Source organism: Rubritalea squalenifaciens DSM 18772, assembly GCF_900141815.1.
GTDB classification, from domain to species: domain Bacteria; phylum Verrucomicrobiota; class Verrucomicrobiia; order Verrucomicrobiales; family Akkermansiaceae; genus Rubritalea; species Rubritalea squalenifaciens.
The window spans coordinates 95,045-112,114 of record NZ_FQYR01000008.1; the positions used below are offsets into that span (position 1 = coordinate 95,045).

Annotated in this window: 12 protein-coding genes and 1 tRNA gene; 5 read left to right on the plus strand and 8 right to left on the minus strand. The window is 52.8% G+C overall.

Annotation, left to right across the window (positions count from 1 at the left end; genetic code table 11):
• Positions 1-20 precede the first annotated feature (20 nt).
• From rpsJ to BUB27_RS17815, 6 genes are all read right to left on the minus strand, one after another.
• Positions 21-329 (minus strand): 30S ribosomal protein S10, encoded by a 309-nt coding sequence (gene rpsJ, locus BUB27_RS17790; RefSeq protein ID WP_143185241.1) that lies wholly within the window; start codon positions 327-329, stop codon positions 21-23.
• Between the two features lie 40 nt (positions 330-369).
• Positions 370-2,514: an elongation factor G gene (gene fusA, locus BUB27_RS17795; RefSeq protein ID WP_143185242.1), complete on the minus strand. Its 2,145-nt coding sequence runs from the start codon at positions 2,512-2,514 to the stop codon at positions 370-372.
• Between the two features lie 48 nt (positions 2,515-2,562).
• Complete coding sequence (rpsG, locus tag BUB27_RS17800; protein ID WP_143185243.1) at positions 2,563-3,036, minus strand: 30S ribosomal protein S7; 474 nt, start codon at positions 3,034-3,036, stop codon at positions 2,563-2,565.
• Positions 3,037-3,083: 47 nt separating this feature from the next.
• On the minus strand, positions 3,084-3,458 hold the full coding sequence (gene rpsL, locus BUB27_RS17805) for a 30S ribosomal protein S12 (RefSeq protein ID WP_143185244.1): 375 nt from the start codon (positions 3,456-3,458) through the stop codon (positions 3,084-3,086).
• Positions 3,459-3,800: 342 nt separating this feature from the next.
• A tRNA-Met gene (locus BUB27_RS17810) sits at positions 3,801-3,875 on the minus strand.
• Between the two features lie 79 nt (positions 3,876-3,954).
• A complete protein-coding gene (locus BUB27_RS17815; RefSeq protein ID WP_159435061.1) occupies positions 3,955-4,854 on the minus strand; it encodes an alpha/beta hydrolase in 900 nt (299 codons plus the stop codon).
• Between the two features lie 89 nt (positions 4,855-4,943).
• Between BUB27_RS17815 and BUB27_RS17820 the strand changes: the two genes are divergently transcribed.
• A complete protein-coding gene (locus tag BUB27_RS17820; RefSeq protein ID WP_143185246.1) occupies positions 4,944-6,455 on the plus strand; it encodes a S10 family peptidase in 1,512 nt (503 codons plus the stop codon).
• Between the two features lie 93 nt (positions 6,456-6,548).
• On the opposite strand, the gene ftsH is transcribed toward BUB27_RS17820, so the two are convergent.
• On the minus strand, positions 6,549-8,975 hold the full coding sequence (gene ftsH, locus BUB27_RS17825) for an ATP-dependent zinc metalloprotease FtsH (RefSeq protein WP_143185247.1): 2,427 nt from the start codon (positions 8,973-8,975) through the stop codon (positions 6,549-6,551).
• A gap of 142 nt (positions 8,976-9,117) precedes the next feature.
• Between ftsH and BUB27_RS17830 the strand changes: the two genes are divergently transcribed.
• On the plus strand, positions 9,118-12,681 hold the full coding sequence (locus BUB27_RS17830; RefSeq protein WP_143185248.1) for an ATP-binding cassette domain-containing protein: 3,564 nt from the start codon (positions 9,118-9,120) through the stop codon (positions 12,679-12,681).
• On the opposite strand, the gene BUB27_RS17835 is transcribed toward BUB27_RS17830, so the two are convergent.
• Positions 12,678-13,289: a CHAP domain-containing protein gene (locus BUB27_RS17835; protein ID WP_143185249.1), complete on the minus strand. Its 612-nt coding sequence runs from the start codon at positions 13,287-13,289 to the stop codon at positions 12,678-12,680. The genes BUB27_RS17830 and BUB27_RS17835 overlap by 4 nt on opposite strands.
• A gap of 225 nt (positions 13,290-13,514) precedes the next feature.
• Here BUB27_RS17835 and gap point away from each other — a divergent pair, with 225 nt between their 5' ends.
• From gap to tpiA, 3 genes are all read left to right on the plus strand, one after another.
• The gene (gene gap / locus BUB27_RS17840) at positions 13,515-14,519 is read left to right on the plus strand and encodes a type I glyceraldehyde-3-phosphate dehydrogenase (protein WP_143185250.1); all 1,005 of its coding nucleotides are present in this window, start codon (positions 13,515-13,517) and stop codon (positions 14,517-14,519) included.
• Positions 14,520-14,628: 109 nt separating this feature from the next.
• Entirely contained in the window at positions 14,629-15,825 is a 1,197-nt protein-coding gene (locus tag BUB27_RS17845; RefSeq protein ID WP_143185251.1) for a phosphoglycerate kinase, read from the plus strand.
• A gap of 112 nt (positions 15,826-15,937) precedes the next feature.
• Entirely contained in the window at positions 15,938-16,669 is a 732-nt protein-coding gene (gene tpiA / locus BUB27_RS17850; RefSeq protein ID WP_143185271.1) for a triose-phosphate isomerase, read from the plus strand.
• The last annotated feature ends 401 nt before the right edge of the window (positions 16,670-17,070 follow it).

The window sequence follows — 17,070 nt, forward strand, 5'->3', positions numbered from 1 at the left end:
GATTTCTACTTGGTTAGGGCTCAGATACGGATTGCGATGTCTACACCAGCTGGAAGATTAAGCTTCTTGAGCTCATCTACGGTGCGGGCTGTAGGGTCTACGATATCAAGCAAGCGCTTGTGGGTCCGGATCTCGAATTGGTCGGCTGACTTCTTGTTCTGGTTAACAGAACGGTTAACGCTGAATTTTTCAACGCGAGTCGGCAGAGGAATCGGGCCGGCCACCTTAGCACCTGTACGCTTGGCGGTCTCGACGATCTCCTGTGCGGAACGATCGATCGCACGATGATCGTAGGCGCGGAGACGGATTCTAATCTTCTGATTTTCCATAATGAAGATGTATTGTTTTTACCTTGTTATTGTTTGTTGATTACACGCGCTCGCCGAATTTTTCATCGACGATTGCCTGTGGGACTGGTTCAAAACTGGACGGCTCCATAGTAAATGAAGCACGGCCAGAAGAGACTGTTCTGAGCGCGGTCATGTAGCCGAACATCTCGGCAAGTGGCACCTTGGCTTTCAGGGTACACACTGGACCCCTGGTTTCCATACCACCGATGAGCGCGCGACGGCGATTGAGGTCACCCATGATATCCCCCTGATACTCATCAGGAGTGGTCACCTCGACATCCATGACAGGCTCAAGGAGAATAGCACCAGCATTCTCAAAGGCATCTCTCATGGCGAAAATAGCAGCCATATGGAAAGCGTTTTCGTTGGAATCCACATCGTGGGAATCACCGTCGACTACTTCGACGTGTACATCCACGACTGGATAACCAGCAACGCTACCGTTCACCATGGCGTCTTTGATTCCGCCATAGACTGCATTAATAAATTCTTTAGGGATGGCACCGCCAACCACCTTGTTCTCGATGGTAAGACCCTTACCCTGCTCGTTAGGACGAACCTCGAGCTTCACGCGGCCATACTGCCCCTTACCACCAGTCTGCTTCTTGAGAACTCCGTCTCCAGCAGCTGCTTTGGTGATCGTTTCGCGGTAGGCGATCTGTGGTTTACCCACATTGGCCTCCACTTTGAACTCGCGCTTGAGACGATCAATAATCACCTCGAGGTGAAGTTCACCCATACCTGCGATGATCGTCTGGCCGGTGTCCTCATCTGTCTTCACAACGAAAGTTGGGTCCTCCTCCTGGAGTCGACCCAGACCAATGGACATCTTCTCCTGGTCAGCCTTTGTCTTAGGCTCAACAGCCATGGCAATCACTGGCTCAGGGAAAGTCGGCGGCTCGAGCATGATGTCGAACTTCTTGTTACAAAGAGTGTCACCGGTAGTAACATTCTTGATCCCTACAAACGCGGCGATGTCACCAGCATAGCAGGTTTCGATCTCCTCGTGCTTGTCTGCCTGCACCTGAATGATACGGGAAACACGCTCCTGTTTACCTGTACGCGGATTGTAGACTGAATCCCCCTTGGACACGGTACCGGAATACACGCGGAAGAAAACCAGCTTACCAACGTACTTATCCGCCCATAACTTGAATGCCAATGAGCAGAATAGCTTGTTATCGTCTGCCTCGGCAATGACAACAGCCTCTTCATCGTTTGCCTTCTGACCCTTGGCCGGAACCACATCAAGCGGGCTTGGCAGATAGTCGATGACGGCGTCCACCAGGAACTGAACACCTTTGTTTTTGAAAGCGGAACCGCCGGATACCGGTACGAACTTATTCGCAATGGTCACACGACGGATAGCGGACTTGAGATCCCCAGGAGTAATCTCTTCCTCCATGAGATATTTCTCACCGAGTTCGTCGTCCAAATCTGCCACAGTATCAATCAGCTCTTCACGAGCCTCCATGGCAATGAGCTTCTGATCTTCACTAAGCTCTTCAATTGTAAAGGTGGAACCGAACTTGTCATCATCCGAATAGATGACAGCCTGCTGGTTGACCACATCGATCTGACCACGAAGCTGATCTTCGGCTCCGATCGGAATAAGAACAGCTGCAGCCGTAGCATGCAGCTTCTCGCGCACCTCATTAAGGACATTGTTAAAGTCTGCGCCAACACGATCCATCTTATTGACGAATACAATGCGCGGGACATTGTACTTGGTCGCTTGGCGCCAGACAGTTTCTGTCTGTGGCTGGACTCCAGCCACACCACAGAATACCACAATTGTTCCATCGAGAACGCGCAGGGAGCGCTCAACCTCAGCCGTGAAATCCACGTGACCAGGAGTATCAATGATATTCACTCGCTGCTTCTCGCTTTCGAAAAGCTTAAAGATCCCATCATTGGGCTTCTGAACCCACTCACAAGTCACGGCAGCCGAGGTAATGGTAATACCACGTTCGCGCTCTTGCTCCATATGGTCGGTAGTAGTCGCACCATCGTGCACCTCACCGATCCTATGAATCATGCCGGTGTAGAAGAGAATTCGCTCAGTAAGCGTCGTCTTACCCGCATCAATATGAGCCGCGATCCCGATGTTGCGCGTACGCTCCAATGGGCAAGGACGGTTCGGATTGTTTGGGTTCGATGACATTGTCTAAAGCGAGTTAGTAAGTCTCCTACAGCTTGGCGGGGCTGGTGATTACCAGCGGAAGTGAGCAAACGCACGGTTGGCCTGAGCCATCTTGTGCATGTCGTCACGCTTACGGACTGCGGAACCTTGATTGTTCGCTGCGTCCTTGATCTCGTTAGCGAGAGCCTTGTGCATTGGTACACCCTTCTTGTTGCGAGCGAAGGTAACGAGCCAGCGCATAGCGAGGGACTCGGAACGTGCAGGCTCAACCTCAAGAGGCACCTGATAAGTTGCACCACCAACACGGCGAGACTTAACCTCTACGCGTGGCTTGGCGTTTTCGATCGCACGAGTGATGATCTCAAGTGGATCAACAGTGTCGGTACCGCTGTTAGCAGAATCGATGGCATCATAAACGATACGCTCTGCGAGGGAGCGCTTACCATCCTTCATCACCTTGCTGATAAGAGTACCAACAAGCTGGCTGTCGTAACGTGAATCGCGACGATCTTTCTTTGCGTGAATTTTTCTACGGCGTGCCATAATAAAATTTCAGTAAATCTTTAAAAATAAAAAACCTAAGGATCTAATTATGCCTTAGGACGCTTAGCACCGTACTTGGAACGGGCTTGCTTACGGTTGCTGACTCCGAGTGTATCGAGAGCACCACGAACGATGTGGTAACGAACACCTGGCAAATCCTTCACTCGGCCACCACGGACCAGAACGATGGAGTGCTCCTGAAGGTTGTGACCTTCACCACCAATGTAAGCCATGACTTCACGGCCATTGGTAAGACGAACCTTGGCTACTTTACGAAGAGCGGAGTTTGGCTTCTTCGGCGTACGGGTCATGACCTGAAGGCAGACACCGCGGCGCTGTGGACAGTTTTGGAGAGCCCTGGACTTGGACTTCTCTTTGATTACTTTACGCCCTTTGCGAACGAGTTGGTTAATTGTCGGCATGGATTTCCTGCTTTTTAGTTTAGTTACAGGGCGCGACGGAAGGGCGACGAGATTCTCTCGTAGAGCCATTTTTCCGGTGCTGCACCCGATAATTCTTAGTTTTTCTCGATTGAGTGCATATCTGATTTCATTCAGACACGCGTTGTGGGGCGGCGAATCTACCCACAAAAAGTCATCTGGCAAGCCCTATTTTGAGATAATTCCGATTTCAGCCAAGCACCCCGCCAAGAACACAAACCCCTCTCCTATAACCAGTTTCAATCTAAATAAAAAAACACCAGCGGATTAGGCTGGTGTAGTTATTCACATTTTTTAACCAATAAAGGTAAAATATGGAGAAATTGGTAGCACGAGCGGGATTTGAACCCGCGACCAAGGGCTTATGAGTCCCCTACTCTACCACTGAGCTATCGTGCCACAATTTCCACTGCCTCAGCTTGCGCTGCGGCGCGGGCGATTTAACGCAGACCCCATGAACTGTCTACAAAAAATTAACCTAAAATGCGATTTTTTCCTTCTCCATGGCTGCATCGAGCCAAACCAAAAGCTTCTTCCTGTACTCCTCCTGATTGATAATCAAGGTGGAAGTATGCCCTGCCCCCTCTACTTTGAAGAGAGTCTTGGGCTGATGAGCAGATTGAAAAAGTTTCTCCGCCTGACTCAGAGGGATCGTCCGATCGAGGGTACCGTGCACCACCAGAAGCGGTACTTTAGGTAATTTAGCGATTAGTTTTCCAGGCTCGTAACTACCGGAAACAATATTTTTTCCCGTATCTCCGGCGATGATCTCCGCCATCTCAACGTAGGAGTTAAAAGTAGAATCCACGATCACAGCCCTGAGCCCCTCTGGAGCATTTGCCGCCAAGGCCGCTATCGACTTCGCCCCACCGAGACTGTGCCCGAAGGAAACCAGCTTGTCCTGATCAATATCGACCCTCGTCACAATATACCTGAATGCCGCCTGCGCATCTTCCACCAAACCTTTGCGAGATACCTTACCACCAGAACTCCCATAGCCTCGGTAATCGTACATAAATACATTATACCCCTCCCGCACCATCCAGTAAGTGAAGTAGAAGTGATGCCCTAGGGCTCCAGCATTCCCGTGAGAGAAGACAATCGTGCCTTTTGCTTTTTGTGCCCCATACTTACTAGGCAGGAACCAGCCATGAAGCTTCGTGCCATCCTCACTCTTGAAATACACATCCTCATACTTGTATCCATATTTCCCTGGGGTATGGGGCTGCTTTTTGGTGGGATAATAAAAAAGTCGATCACCTCCGGATTCTCCCATGAGCAATCTCGCCACCTTGGCCTTGAAACTAGGACCCTCCTCCGCATAGCCCACGGAAAAGAAGACAAATGTAGCGAGAATAACATGGGCTAGTAATTTCATAGACACCTTCATCATAGCCACTTTTTCCCATTCTGCACCTCAAAATCTCTCCCAGCCTAACTCCCTTATCGTTGCAAGGCTGCTGTTCTATGCCTAACATAGCAAACATGCAGATCAAACCAGTCACCTTTGCTTTCCTGCTAACCATGGGCATCGCCTCACCGCTTATTGCGCAGGACACTGCCAGCTCAGAGAAAGCCAGCACCGAACACATAAACGAGACAGAGAAACCTGTAGTCCGCCACAACTCCGTGACCATCGACGGTAAAAGTATCGACTACACGGTCACCACTTCAGAACTCAAACTCACAGATGATGAAGGCAAGAGCGAAGCAAGCATCTTTCACGTTTCCTACATCAAAAAAGGAGAAAACGATCCCTCCAAACGCCCCGTCGTCTTCGCCTTCAATGGCGGCCCGGGCTCGTCCGCCGTTTGGCTCCACCTGGGCGCCCTCGGTCCCCGCATCGTTCCTACTTCCCCTGATGGCACGACCCCACTCGACCCACCAATCACCGTTCAGGAAAACCCCTACTCCATCCTCAATGTAGCAGATCTGGTATTTATCGACCCCGTTTCCACAGGACTGTCCAGACCTGAAGACCCAGACAAGGCTGGAAAATTCCATGGTGTGAAGGGAGACCTCGATTCCGTCGGCGAGTTTATCCGCAGATGGGTAACCGACAACCAACGCTGGTCCTCCCCAAAATACCTGATCGGAGAAAGTTACGGCGCCCTGCGCGCCGCAGGACTCTCAGGACACCTTCAAAACCGCTACGGCATGCACCTGAATGGCGTGGTACTCCTGTCCGGGCTGATTGACTTCCGCACCCTATCTCCATCCACAGGAAACGACCTCTCCTACATCGTCTATCTACCCACCCTGACAGCCACAGCCCACTACCATGGCGTCATCAAAGGAGACAGAGACAAACTCATGCAAGAAGCGAAGACCTTCGCAGACACCACCTACCTGTCCGCACTCCACAAGGGCTCCAAGATCACCTCTCAGGAGAAAGAAGAAGTCGCCAGCACACTCTCCAAGCTCACAGGAATGGATAAAGAGTGGATCCTGAGAAACGACCTGCGCATCCACCCCTCCAAATTCCGCAAGGAACTCCTAGCCGAACAAGGTAAAGTGGTCGGCCGCTTTGATTCCCGAGTCGCCTGGGACGCCATGAACCCCGGGTCCGACCACCCATCCTACGACCCCTCCTTCAGCGTTGCAAAAGGCCCATTCTCTACCGCCATGCTTGATTACCTGACCAGGGAGCTCGGATGGGAGGACAAGCGCACCTATGAAATCCTCACCGGCAAAGTCCACCCTTGGAAATGGGGCGCCACTAACAGCTACGTCAACCTCTCCGACTCTATCGAAGGAGCCTTGAGCGACAACCCGAAGGCACGATTCCTGATCCTTTGCGGAAAAACCGACCTAGCCACCCCTCCCGGCGGCATCCTTCATTCAGTCGACCACCTCAAGCTGCCAGACCAACTCCGGAAAAACATCAGCGTAGAGTGGTACGAGGCAGGTCACATGTTTTACCTCAACCAGCCAGACCTGGAGAAGCTCCACAAGGATCTGAGCAAGTTCATCCAGTGAGCCCCAGCTCCACGTCCGAACTTTAAACACAAAAAAACGGGCCACTTGCAGTTACGCGAGTGGCCCGTTTTGATTTGCAGAGTATCTCAGAGGTTACGCTGGCGCGCCAACCACATCTCCAGCGAGCGGGTCATCATCCTCTTTATCATCACTGGCAGACTTCACCTTGTCTCCACTCTCTACGGTCGGAGAATTTGGAGTTGCCGGCGGAGTCGGAGCTGAAGGCGGGTTCTTCAACTCACCATACTTCAAGATCTCTTCAGCCTGCTTACCATCAAGCGTCTCATACTCAAGCAAGGCCTTAGCCACTTGATCCAACGCCTCACGGTGCTCAGTCAACATGGACTCAGCGCGCTTGTAGGCATCATCGATCAACCCCTTGATCTCAAAGTCGATCTTACGCGCAGTCTCTTCGGAGTAGTTCTTCACCTTACCCATATCACGAGCCAGGAACACCTCACCACTCTCATCACCGCCGTACTCAACCATGCCGAGTTCTTCGCTCATCCCCCATTCACACACCATCTTGCGTGCGATATTGGTAGCCTGACGAATATCTCCCATAGCTCCAATGGTAGGATTCCCAAAGACGAGTTCTTCTGCCACACGGCCGCCCATGGCGACACAAAGCTGATCAATAAGTTCGGCCCTGCGGAAACTGATCTTGTCTTCCTCAGGAAGGAACATCGCCATCCCCAATGCCGGACCACGCGGAATGATGGTCACCTTGTGCAGAGGATCAGTATGCTCACAGAGGATATTCAGGATAGCATGACCTGCTTCATGGTAGGCTGTATTTTCCTTCTCCTTGTCGGAGAGAGCCAGTGAACGACGCTCACGCCCCCAACGAACCTTGTCACGTGCCTCTTCAAGCTCAGGAAGCTTGACTTCCTTCTTCCCTTGGCGGGCAGCAAGGAGTGCAGCTTCATTAATCAGGTTGGCAAGCTCAGCACCAGAGAAGCCTGGAGTACCTCGGGCCACAACACCAAGATCTACACCCTCAGCGAGTTTAATCTTCTTGGAGTGCACTCGGAGAATTTGCTCACGCCCCTTCACATCCGGAAGAGCGACTGTAACCTGACGGTCGAAACGACCTGGACGCAGCAAGGCAGGATCCAAAACGTCTGGACGGTTGGTTGCAGCGATAATGATCACACCGGAGCGGGCGTCGAAACCATCCATCTCCACAAGAAGGGCATTCAGGGTCTGCTCACGCTCATCGTGACCACCACCCATGCCGTGACCGCGGTGACGACCTACAGCATCAATCTCATCGATGAAGACAATACATGGGGAGTTCTTCTTACCCTGCTCGAACATGTCACGAACACGGCTGGCACCCACACCAACAAACATCTCAACGAAGTCTGAACCACTGATAGAGAAGAATGGCACGTCAGCCTCACCAGCAATCGCACGGGCGAGAAGTGTCTTACCTGTACCTGGAGGGCCTACCATGAGGACACCTTTAGGAATGTTACCACCCAGCTTTTCAAATTTCTTTGGATCCTTGAGGAAGTCCACAATCTCAAAAAGCTCTTCCTTGGCCTCTTGAATACCAGCAACATCCTTGAAGGTAACGCGGTGCTTATCCTGGGAAAGCAGGCGCGCCTTGCTCTTGCCAAAGTTCATGGCCCCCTTGCCCGCATTCTTCATCTGATGACGGAAAAGGAAGAAAAGAACCAAGACGATCAGGATGATCGGCAGGAAGTTGAGCAACACCATGCGCATGGTATTGGACTCCGGCTTGAGAAATGCAGCTGAGTTGATGAGATTCTTATCTCTGTCACTCAACTGGAAAGTATTTACGCTCACAGAGAAGGCTTGCCAGACAGGCTCTGCAGCTTCGCCACCCTTCATAGGGTACTCGCGGCGCGTACCTTCGAGCACAGCATCACTGGTGCCAGCCTTCTTGTAGATCTTGAGCACATTTTCACCGTCGAGAACCACCTCATCTTTGGCCAGCCACTCTCGGAGCTGCTTGATAGAGTAATTCTTGGAGTCGTTATGTGAGGACAATTCAGCCACGTTCACAAGAGGCACATCGCGGGAGCTAAGCATTTGATCCAGCTCTGCTGAGTGCAGACTGGTATCAATAGCCACACGGAATGGCACCAGCTTAGGCTCCTTCTCCAAATCCCTTGGATCAACAATATTTCGCTTACCTACTAGGCGACCACTAGGAGCCCCCTCTTGGGTCACGAAAGTGAGCCGATCTGTTTCCTTTAAGCCAAGCTCTCCCAGCTTCTTGATCTTTTCTTCGCGACTGGACAACTCCTGCACCTCCGGCAGAGCCATTGGTTCTAACACCTGCCCCCGCTCATAACTCTTACGAAACTCTGCGAAATCCAGCTGGGCAGTATTGGCGTTGGTAGAGGTGTACCAGGCAATCATAAGAATCGCCAATGCACAGCCAAAGAGAATGAGAACTCGCCAGTTGGTGCCTCCGCTCCCTGGCGGCTGCTCTCCGGGAGCCCCCTTGGGCCCCATCGGTGGTTTCGGTGGTTTCGATTCGGACATAGAATTAAATTCGATCAGATATATAAAATAGCAACAAAACTCAGGTTTCTGAACCTTGGTGCGCAACACGCTAAACGCGGATTCGAAAAAATAAATCCTTTTTTATGGTGGCTTGCGTTCCAGCCCCGGCGCGTGCAGCATCATGGAAGTGAAATCACCCACCGATGCATCCCAGCGACCCGCGAAGAATAAATTGCGCAATGGCGGCTCTATGTTCAGCCGCTGGTTCGCCAAAGCACCTGAGCAATCTTCTCACGCCAGCACCTTGGTGGATGTATTCGCGTCCTTCATCTCCATTGATAGAAGTGTAGACACCTCAGAGGCAGACATCGCTCTTGATTTGCTGCGGAATGCTTTTCCAGAGGCTGATCACGCCTGGCTGGCTCGCAGGCTCCAGCGAGCGCTCAAGTCCCCGGCCTCCCCCAAATCACTCGCTCTCTATATTTCAGACAAGCTGGACAATGAGGGCATTGTCTCTCTGGGCCTTCAGCTCCTTCTCCTGGTGGAAGCCTCTGACCGCCGCACACGCAGTCGCAGCATTTTTGTCGATTTCATGGATCGCCTCAGCGACCAATCGATCGGAAATCTGATTCTCCAGGAAATGACCGAAGGCTACGAGGGGCAGAAAGAACTCCCCTTCACTCGCCTGATTTTCTCCGCAGAACCGGATGCCGATGTCATCCTGCCTCCTGAATCCGCCGCCTACGCCTACCGCGTCTATCAAGCGGGTCAAGTCGTTCTGATCCGCAACACGGGCATCCGCACCCTCTGGCTAAGTGGAACAGCCCTTCTCCCTGGCAACATTACGAGACTTCGCTCACACCAGCGCATCACCCTGCCGCAGTGGGCACTCTCTAATTCAGACTTGGCGTTCTTTCTCAATAGCAAACGCCATAACGAAAAGCGCTCCATCTTCGTACACCAGACAGACAACGGCCTCATTGCAGAGCGAAGCCGCACGCGCTCCTCCACCATTCGGATCGATTTCAGCACCAAGGTAGAGCTTCAGCTCCTGCGTCCATCGGATATCACTATCGAAGGCCAGACTCTCATGGAGGACACCCCCATCGTCCTCAGTCTACACGACCACTTAACACTCTCTAACGGCTCAAAGGTTTCCCTGGAGAACATCCGGCACCAGGCCATGGAAGCAGGTGGACGCTTCCGCCTGTCTAACGAGCAGCAAAGCTGTCTGGTCTCCAATGAACCATCAATCGTTGGAAAAGGAGACCTCTTGCTCTCACCCGGTCTCGCAGGAAAGGTAGTCCTCAAGATCACCTTTGATCCGGCAACCTCAAACGGATTCTTGGAGATCATCCAGTCGGAACGTGAAATTTTGATCAATGGTCAAATCGTTCGCGGCCAAACCCAGCTAACAGACGGCACCTTGATCCGCCTCAGTGCCAGCCAGGCTGTCCGCTGCCGGTTCAGCGAAGGCCTCATTGATGAAGAACGTACCGTCATCCGCGAACTCCACGTAGACGCGCTCACCCACCGCTTCAACAAGAGCACCACGGCTCTCGACAACATCGACTTCACTGTCAAACGAGGTGAGATGCTGTGCATCATGGGTCCCAGCGGCAGCGGTAAATCCACGCTCCTGGAAACACTGGCCGGCCACCTGAAGCCCACCCGCGGACACGTCCGACTCAACGGCATCTCGCTCTACACTCATCGTAGTCGTCTGGCTCCTTTTGTCACCCACATGCCACAGGAGGAAGCTCTTAACCCCCAACTTACTATCCGCGAACACCTGGTGCATGCATGCTCCATCAGGCGCCCCCATCTCAGCTCTAGCGAGCACTCACGCAGGGTCGATAGCATTCTTTCCGAGCTAGCACTCCAGCCTCTGGCGAACCGACGCGTGGGCACCCGGGGAGATAAAACTATCTCCGGCGGTGAACGCGGCCGCCTCAACCTCGGCTTGGACCTCGGGTCCGCTGCCGAAATCTTCCTGTTTGACGAACCTATTTCCGGACTCTCATCAAAAGACTCCGAACACGTGGCAGAGACTCTGCGAGGCCTGGCCAGAGACAAGATCGTTATCGCTTCGCTACACCGCCCGGGCTCAAGCGTATTGAGCCTGTTCGATAAGGTGCTCCTGCTAGACAAGGAAGGCAAAGTCGCTTTCTACGGAGCTCCGGATGAAATGTTCGCCTATTTCACGGATGCGTGTAACGAGCTACGCATCCCTAGCCGGGTGAAACAAGGTTCCCCTGAAAAGTCAGGCGCTGATTTTGTTTTCGACGTTTTAGAAACCCCGCTCCATGGCATGCTCGCCACCAACGAGTCCTCATCCTTCGCCCGCCGGTTCCCCCCCTCATTCTGGCAGGAAAGACTGGAGAGCCACCGGCTTCTTGAGAGTGTTGCCCGTGGCGACATGCCCGCTCAGACCCAACTGGGTGACATGCCAAGGGCAGATGACAACATGCCCATCCCGGTCTCACGCGCACGCAGAGCCAAGGACCATATGCGCTTGTTCTTCACCCACTTCAAGCGCTCCTTCTACTCCAAGTTTAGAAACCGGGGCACCTTCTATTGTACGATCCTCGAGGCCCCATTACTGGCGTTTCTGATCTCACTCACCCTACGGGCATCCGCTGATGGCTCCTATGAGTTCTCAACTGGCCTGCACATCGTCACCTATCTGTTCCTGACCGTCACGGTGGGCATGTTCCTAGGGCTCACTAACAGTGCCACGGAAATCCTACGTGACCTGCCTGTACTTCGGCGTGAGAGAAACTACCGCTTTGGCACTGGCCTCTATGTAGCCGCCAAGTTTTCCACCCTCACAATCCTCGCTCTCTTGCAATGCTGCATCTATGTGGGGATCGGCCACTTCATGCTAGAGATCAAAGGCATGTTTGTCATTCACTGGTTATGGATGAGCTCTGCCGCTTTGTGCGGGACCGCCATGGCCATGCTGGTATCTACCATCGTCAAAAGCGAGCGTGCAGCCCTCTCCTCAGTACCTCTGCTGCTGGTCCCCCAGCTCCTTCTTGCTGGCGCCTTGGTTCCCTTTGATGAAATGAACCGTGGTCTCTTTGTTGGCGGTGATAAGGCTCGAAACAAAGGAGCCGAACCCGTCCCGGCCCGCTTCATGCCGCTACGATATGCCTTCGAGGGCGTGGTGGTATCACAAGCTACGGAAAACCCTTACGAGCGAGAGCGGCGCCGCATCCAGCATCGCATCGACGAGCTCAAAGAGAAAACCATCCCGGCTGACCCGAGTAAGGAGGAAAACTTCCTTACCGATGAAGAGGCTGAGCGCTTGGACATTCTCAAGCAGGGCCTGACTTACATCGCCGGCTCCGAAGCGAAGAATGCGGATGAGGCTGCTGAGCGCTCCAGAGAAATTGCCAGCACCGCCCTCTACGGCACTTGGGAAGAGTTTCATAAGCTCGAGGTACGACCTTACCCTCCGATTATGAGCGTTCCATCCAGTTCATCCTTCTTCCAGAACAGCCGCAATGAACTTCTCGTGCGCCGGGCTGAGATCCAGCGTTCATCCATTGACAACCAGGTTGATCCGGATGTCATCGGCGGAATTCCCAAGCAATCGATTTTCTATGATGAATACAAGTTCTGGTTCGGCAAGAAGCTAAGCACCCTAGTCTGGTGCAAGGGGATCCTCTTCACGATCACCTTCTTCTGTCTCGTCGCCTCCACGGCCATCGTTACGCGCTGGAACCGGAAAGTCACTTAGGGCAACCGCAACCAGCCCGCTGGCCCCTGCTCGCCACCCACCCGGATGCCTTTCCCATGCCGCGTCATGGACAGTATCTCATACGGCTTTCCTTTGATGTTCTGCTGGGCTACCTCGACGGAATCACCATTCACCTTGCTCACCACAGCGACATGACCATAAGGTCCTTCGTTCCATACCAGCAGATCTCCCGGACTAGGCACAACATCGCCGCCATTATGATACTGTAGCATCCCTCTCCCCTCATTGAGCGCCCCGTGATCCAGCCCCTCTTGGAAATATGATTTCGCGTGGCCCCACACATTGGGCATCCGGTGTCGCTTGGCCTCGTAGTAGTATCGTTTCACAAACTCTACACATTGCCACTGATGTCCGTAATAATATCCGTCTTCTGAGTAATACTTGCCGTGGCTTTTATAGACTTCCGGACCATTGGAATAAATGACAACTCCCTCAAATTCGCCCACTTGCACTCCTGTATCCGGCCACTCATCAGACTCCTTCTTGACCACCTCGCCCTTACCCGCATCCCACAATCGATACCCAACAAAGACAGCACACAGCGCTAGAGCTGAGACACTTACAAGAGATACTATTCCTTTCCTCATTCGTTTTCCAAGTACGTGACCTAACCTCTCATCCTATCAGCTTGCTGGAAAGCCACATTTCCATGGATTCATCAGACTTTCATAATTCTTACGCATCTGCACAAGTTTGCATGACAGCATCAATTAAAGCCGGTATTGACGTCTCTTACTCGCACCCCATAATCGCTCCGCCCCAGTCTCTCTGACTGGGTAAATTCTAATCCTAGAAACAAAATTTTACACACTATGGCTACCTACGCTATCAACGGTTTCGGACGCATCGGACGTAACGTTCTGCGCGCGCTCATCGAAAAAGGCGAACTCGAAAAAGTCGTTGCTATCAACGACCTTACAGACAACCACACTCTTGCTCACCTTCTGAAGTACGACTCTTCTCAGGGTAAGCTTGACGCTGAAGTTTCCTACGATGACGAAAACCTCATCGTAAACGGCCACAAGATCAAAGCGACTGCTGAGCGTGACCCTGAGCAACTTCCATGGAAAGAGCTCGGCGTAGACGTAGTTCTCGAGTCCACAGGTTTCTTCGCTTCCCAGGAGGGTGGCCAGAAGCACCTCAACGCTGGCGCCAAGAAGGTCCTCATCTCCGCTCCTGCGAAGAACCCAGACCTCACCATGTGCATCGGCATCAACGACGGTGACTACGACGCTTCCAAGCACCACATCGTATCCAACGCTTCCTGCACCACGAACTGCCTGGCTCCACTTGTAAAAGTTCTCAACGACAAGTTCGGCGTAGTACGTGGCATCATGGCGACTATCCACTCTTACACCAACGACCAGCGCATCCTTGACCTTCCACACAGCGACCTTCGTCGTTCCCGCGCTGCCGCTCTTAACATCATCCCTACTTCCACAGGTGCTGCCAAGGCCATCGGTGAAGTCATCCCAGAGATGAAGGGCAAGCTCAACGGTAACTCCTACCGCGTACCTACTCCTACCGGTTCCATCACAGACTTCGTTGCTGAACTGAAGTCCGAAGTGACTGTTGAGGAAGTAAACGCCGCATTCAAGGAAGCTGCTGAAGGCCCAATGAAAGGTGTGCTCGAGTACACAGAAGAGCCGATCGTTCTTCAGGACATCGTTTCCAACCCACACTCCTCCATCTTCGACGCTGGCTGCACCTACGCCATCGAAGGCAACATGATCAAGGTTGCTTCTTGGTACGACAACGAGTGGGGTTACTCCAACCGTGCAGCTGAAGGTCTCGCCATGCTTGGCGCTTCCCTCTAATGCTCAGGTTCTCGTGAACTAACATTTTCAACGGGGGATTGCCACATCAGGCTCTCCCCCGTTTTGCTTCCCCTACCGCTTTTCCATCCAAACCAATCCTAATAAAGCAATGAAACTGCAACTGTCCGACCTCGACGTCCAAGGCAAGGAAGTCCTCATGCGAGTCGACTTCAACGTCCCGCTCAACGACGAACTTAAGATCACTGACGAGACCCGTATCCAAGGTGCACTCCCAACTATCAAGCACCTCATCGAAAAAGGCGCCAAGCTCGTACTCTGCTCCCACCTCGGCCGCCCCAAGGGCGAGCCTCAGGAGAAGTACTCCCTGCGCCCTGTCGCCTTCCGTCTTTCTGAACTTCTCGGCACCCCAGTCGCTTTCGCAGACGACACTATCGGTGAACACGCCCAGACCCTCCGTGCATCTCTGGAGGCAGGCCACATCGTCGTGCTTGAAAACACACGCTTCGACAACCGCGAAACCGACAACGACCCAGAATTCGCCAAGGCTCTCGCCGGTAATGCTGAGATTTTTGTGAACGATGCCTTTGGTACCGCTCACCGCGCCCACGCCTCTACAGAAGGTGTCACTCACTATGTTTCCCAGTCCGCCATGGGCTTCCTGATCGAGAAGGAACTGGAATTCCTCCAGGGTAAACTGGAGAATCCAGAGAAGCCATTCGTCGCCATTATGGGAGGCGCCAAGGTTTCCGACAAGATCCAGGTCATCAAGGCTATGATGGGCAAGGCAGACACCTTCATCATCGGTGGCGCCATGGCTTACACCTTCCGTAAGGCTCAGGGCTACAAGATCGGCAAATCTCTCGTAGAAAACGACTACCTCGACCTCGCCAACGAGATCCTCGCTGAAGCTGAGGCCAAAGGTATCAAGTTCCACCTTCCTGCTGACACCCGCATCACCCAGGAGTTCAGCCCTACCGCTGAGACCAAGGTAACCGCTCCATACTCTGACGGCGGCGAAATCCCAGACGACTGGGAAGGTATCGACATCGGTGACCAAGCCATCACAGACTTCGCTGAAGTGGTTGCTGGCGCCAAGACCATCCTCTGGAACGGCCCGATGGGCGTGTTCGAAATGGACAACTTTGCCGCAGGCACCAAGGCCCTCACTGAGGCGGTAGCCAAGTCTCCTGCCCTCTCCATCGTGGGTGGCGGTGACTCCGTGACAGCCGTGAACAAGTTCGGCAACCCTGCTGACTTCGACTTCATTTCCACTGGTGGTGGTGCTTCCCTTGAGCTTCTCGAAGGCAAGACCCTCCCAGGTGTAGCAGCCCTCACCGACAAGTAATCTAAAATCATAGTCGGCTCCCCAGAGCCGCACCCATTCCTATTCACGTTTAACCAATAACCATTAACGAAAAGTGAGTTCACGAACTTTAATTATCGCAGCAAACTGGAAGATGAACAAAGGCCCACAGGAAACTTCTGATTTCCTCAACGCCTTTATCCCGAAGCTCGACGGCTTCACTGGTAGCGCAGACATCGTCATCGCGCCTCCATTCATCTCCATTCCTACCGCAGTAGGTACACTTGGCGGCCACTCCAGCGTCGCAGTCTCTGCCCAGAATGTATCTGACAAGGACAACGGCGCTTTCACTGGCGAAGTTTCCACAGACATGCTCAAGGAACTTCACGTCGAGTACGTGATCCTCGGTCACTCCGAGCGCCGCTCCATCTACGATGAGACTGACGCCATCATCAACGCCAAGGTCAAGAAGACCATCGCAGCTGGCCTCAAGCCGATCTTCTGTATCGGTGAAACTCTCGAAGAGCGCGAAGGCGGCAAGCTTGAGTCCGTCCTCCGCACCCAGATCACAGAGGGTCTCAAGGACGTTTCCGACGCAGACCTCGCTAATGTTGTAATCGCCTACGAGCCAGTATGGGCAATCGGTACAGGTGTAACAGCCACTGCTGAGCAGGCTCAGGACACTCACAAGTTCGTTCGCTCCGTCATCGCGGACCTCTACAATACCACTGCTGCTGAAGCGATCCGCATCCAGTACGGTGGATCCGTAAAGCCTGCGAACGCTGCAGAGCTTCTCGGCCAGCCAGACATCGACGGCGCACTCGTCGGCGGTGCGGCCCTCGATCCTGATTCATTCTTCGGAATCCTGGAGAACTCCGCACAGTAGGCACTCTCGGTCACATCACCGGATTTACCAGCCCCACCCTGAAATCAGGGTGGGGCTTTTTCGTGTACTACCCTGATTGTAAGCAGATGAACAATCGTTTCATGAAAATGAATTCATCTAGCACCACCTCTGCCTGACATCCATTCTCACAAACGACTGTTTACCTTGATAAACACAAGGATTCCAATCCTCACACTCCTGCTTGAAAGACTCTCTAAAATCTCAATTTGGAGACGACCATGAAGTCATCTTCACAAAATCGAACCCAAAAACGACAACTCACTTAAGATAAGTAGATTATTTATCCAAAAATATTTCATACGACTTCGAGAGGACAAATCCATTGCGGGACAATAAAACCACCCACATCTCTATCATTTTTAGCTAGTTACATGAATTTA

What these genes read in the sequence shown, in the direction of transcription:
- rpsJ (WP_143185241.1), bottom strand. Translation starts at nt 329, where the DNA reads ATGGAAAATCAGAAGATTAGAATCCGTCTCCGCGCCTACGATCATCGT.
- ftsH (WP_143185247.1), bottom strand. Translation starts at nt 8,975, where the DNA reads ATGTCCGAATCGAAACCACCGAAACCACCGATGGGGCCCAAGGGGGCT.
- BUB27_RS17845 (WP_143185251.1), top strand. Translation starts at nt 14,629, where the DNA reads ATGAAACTGCAACTGTCCGACCTCGACGTCCAAGGCAAGGAAGTCCTC.
- BUB27_RS17830 (WP_143185248.1), top strand. Translation starts at nt 9,118, where the DNA reads ATGGAAGTGAAATCACCCACCGATGCATCCCAGCGACCCGCGAAGAAT.
- fusA (WP_143185242.1), bottom strand. Translation starts at nt 2,514, where the DNA reads ATGTCATCGAACCCAAACAATCCGAACCGTCCTTGCCCATTGGAGCGT.
- rpsG (WP_143185243.1), bottom strand. Translation starts at nt 3,036, where the DNA reads ATGGCACGCCGTAGAAAAATTCACGCAAAGAAAGATCGTCGCGATTCA.
- tpiA (WP_143185271.1), top strand. Translation starts at nt 15,938, where the DNA reads ATGAACAAAGGCCCACAGGAAACTTCTGATTTCCTCAACGCCTTTATC.
- gap (WP_143185250.1), top strand. Translation starts at nt 13,515, where the DNA reads ATGGCTACCTACGCTATCAACGGTTTCGGACGCATCGGACGTAACGTT.
- BUB27_RS17815 (WP_159435061.1), bottom strand. Translation starts at nt 4,854, where the DNA reads ATGAAATTACTAGCCCATGTTATTCTCGCTACATTTGTCTTCTTTTCC.
- BUB27_RS17820 (WP_143185246.1), top strand. Translation starts at nt 4,944, where the DNA reads ATGCCTAACATAGCAAACATGCAGATCAAACCAGTCACCTTTGCTTTC.
- rpsL (WP_143185244.1), bottom strand. Translation starts at nt 3,458, where the DNA reads ATGCCGACAATTAACCAACTCGTTCGCAAAGGGCGTAAAGTAATCAAA.
- BUB27_RS17835 (WP_143185249.1), bottom strand. Translation starts at nt 13,289, where the DNA reads ATGAGGAAAGGAATAGTATCTCTTGTAAGTGTCTCAGCTCTAGCGCTG.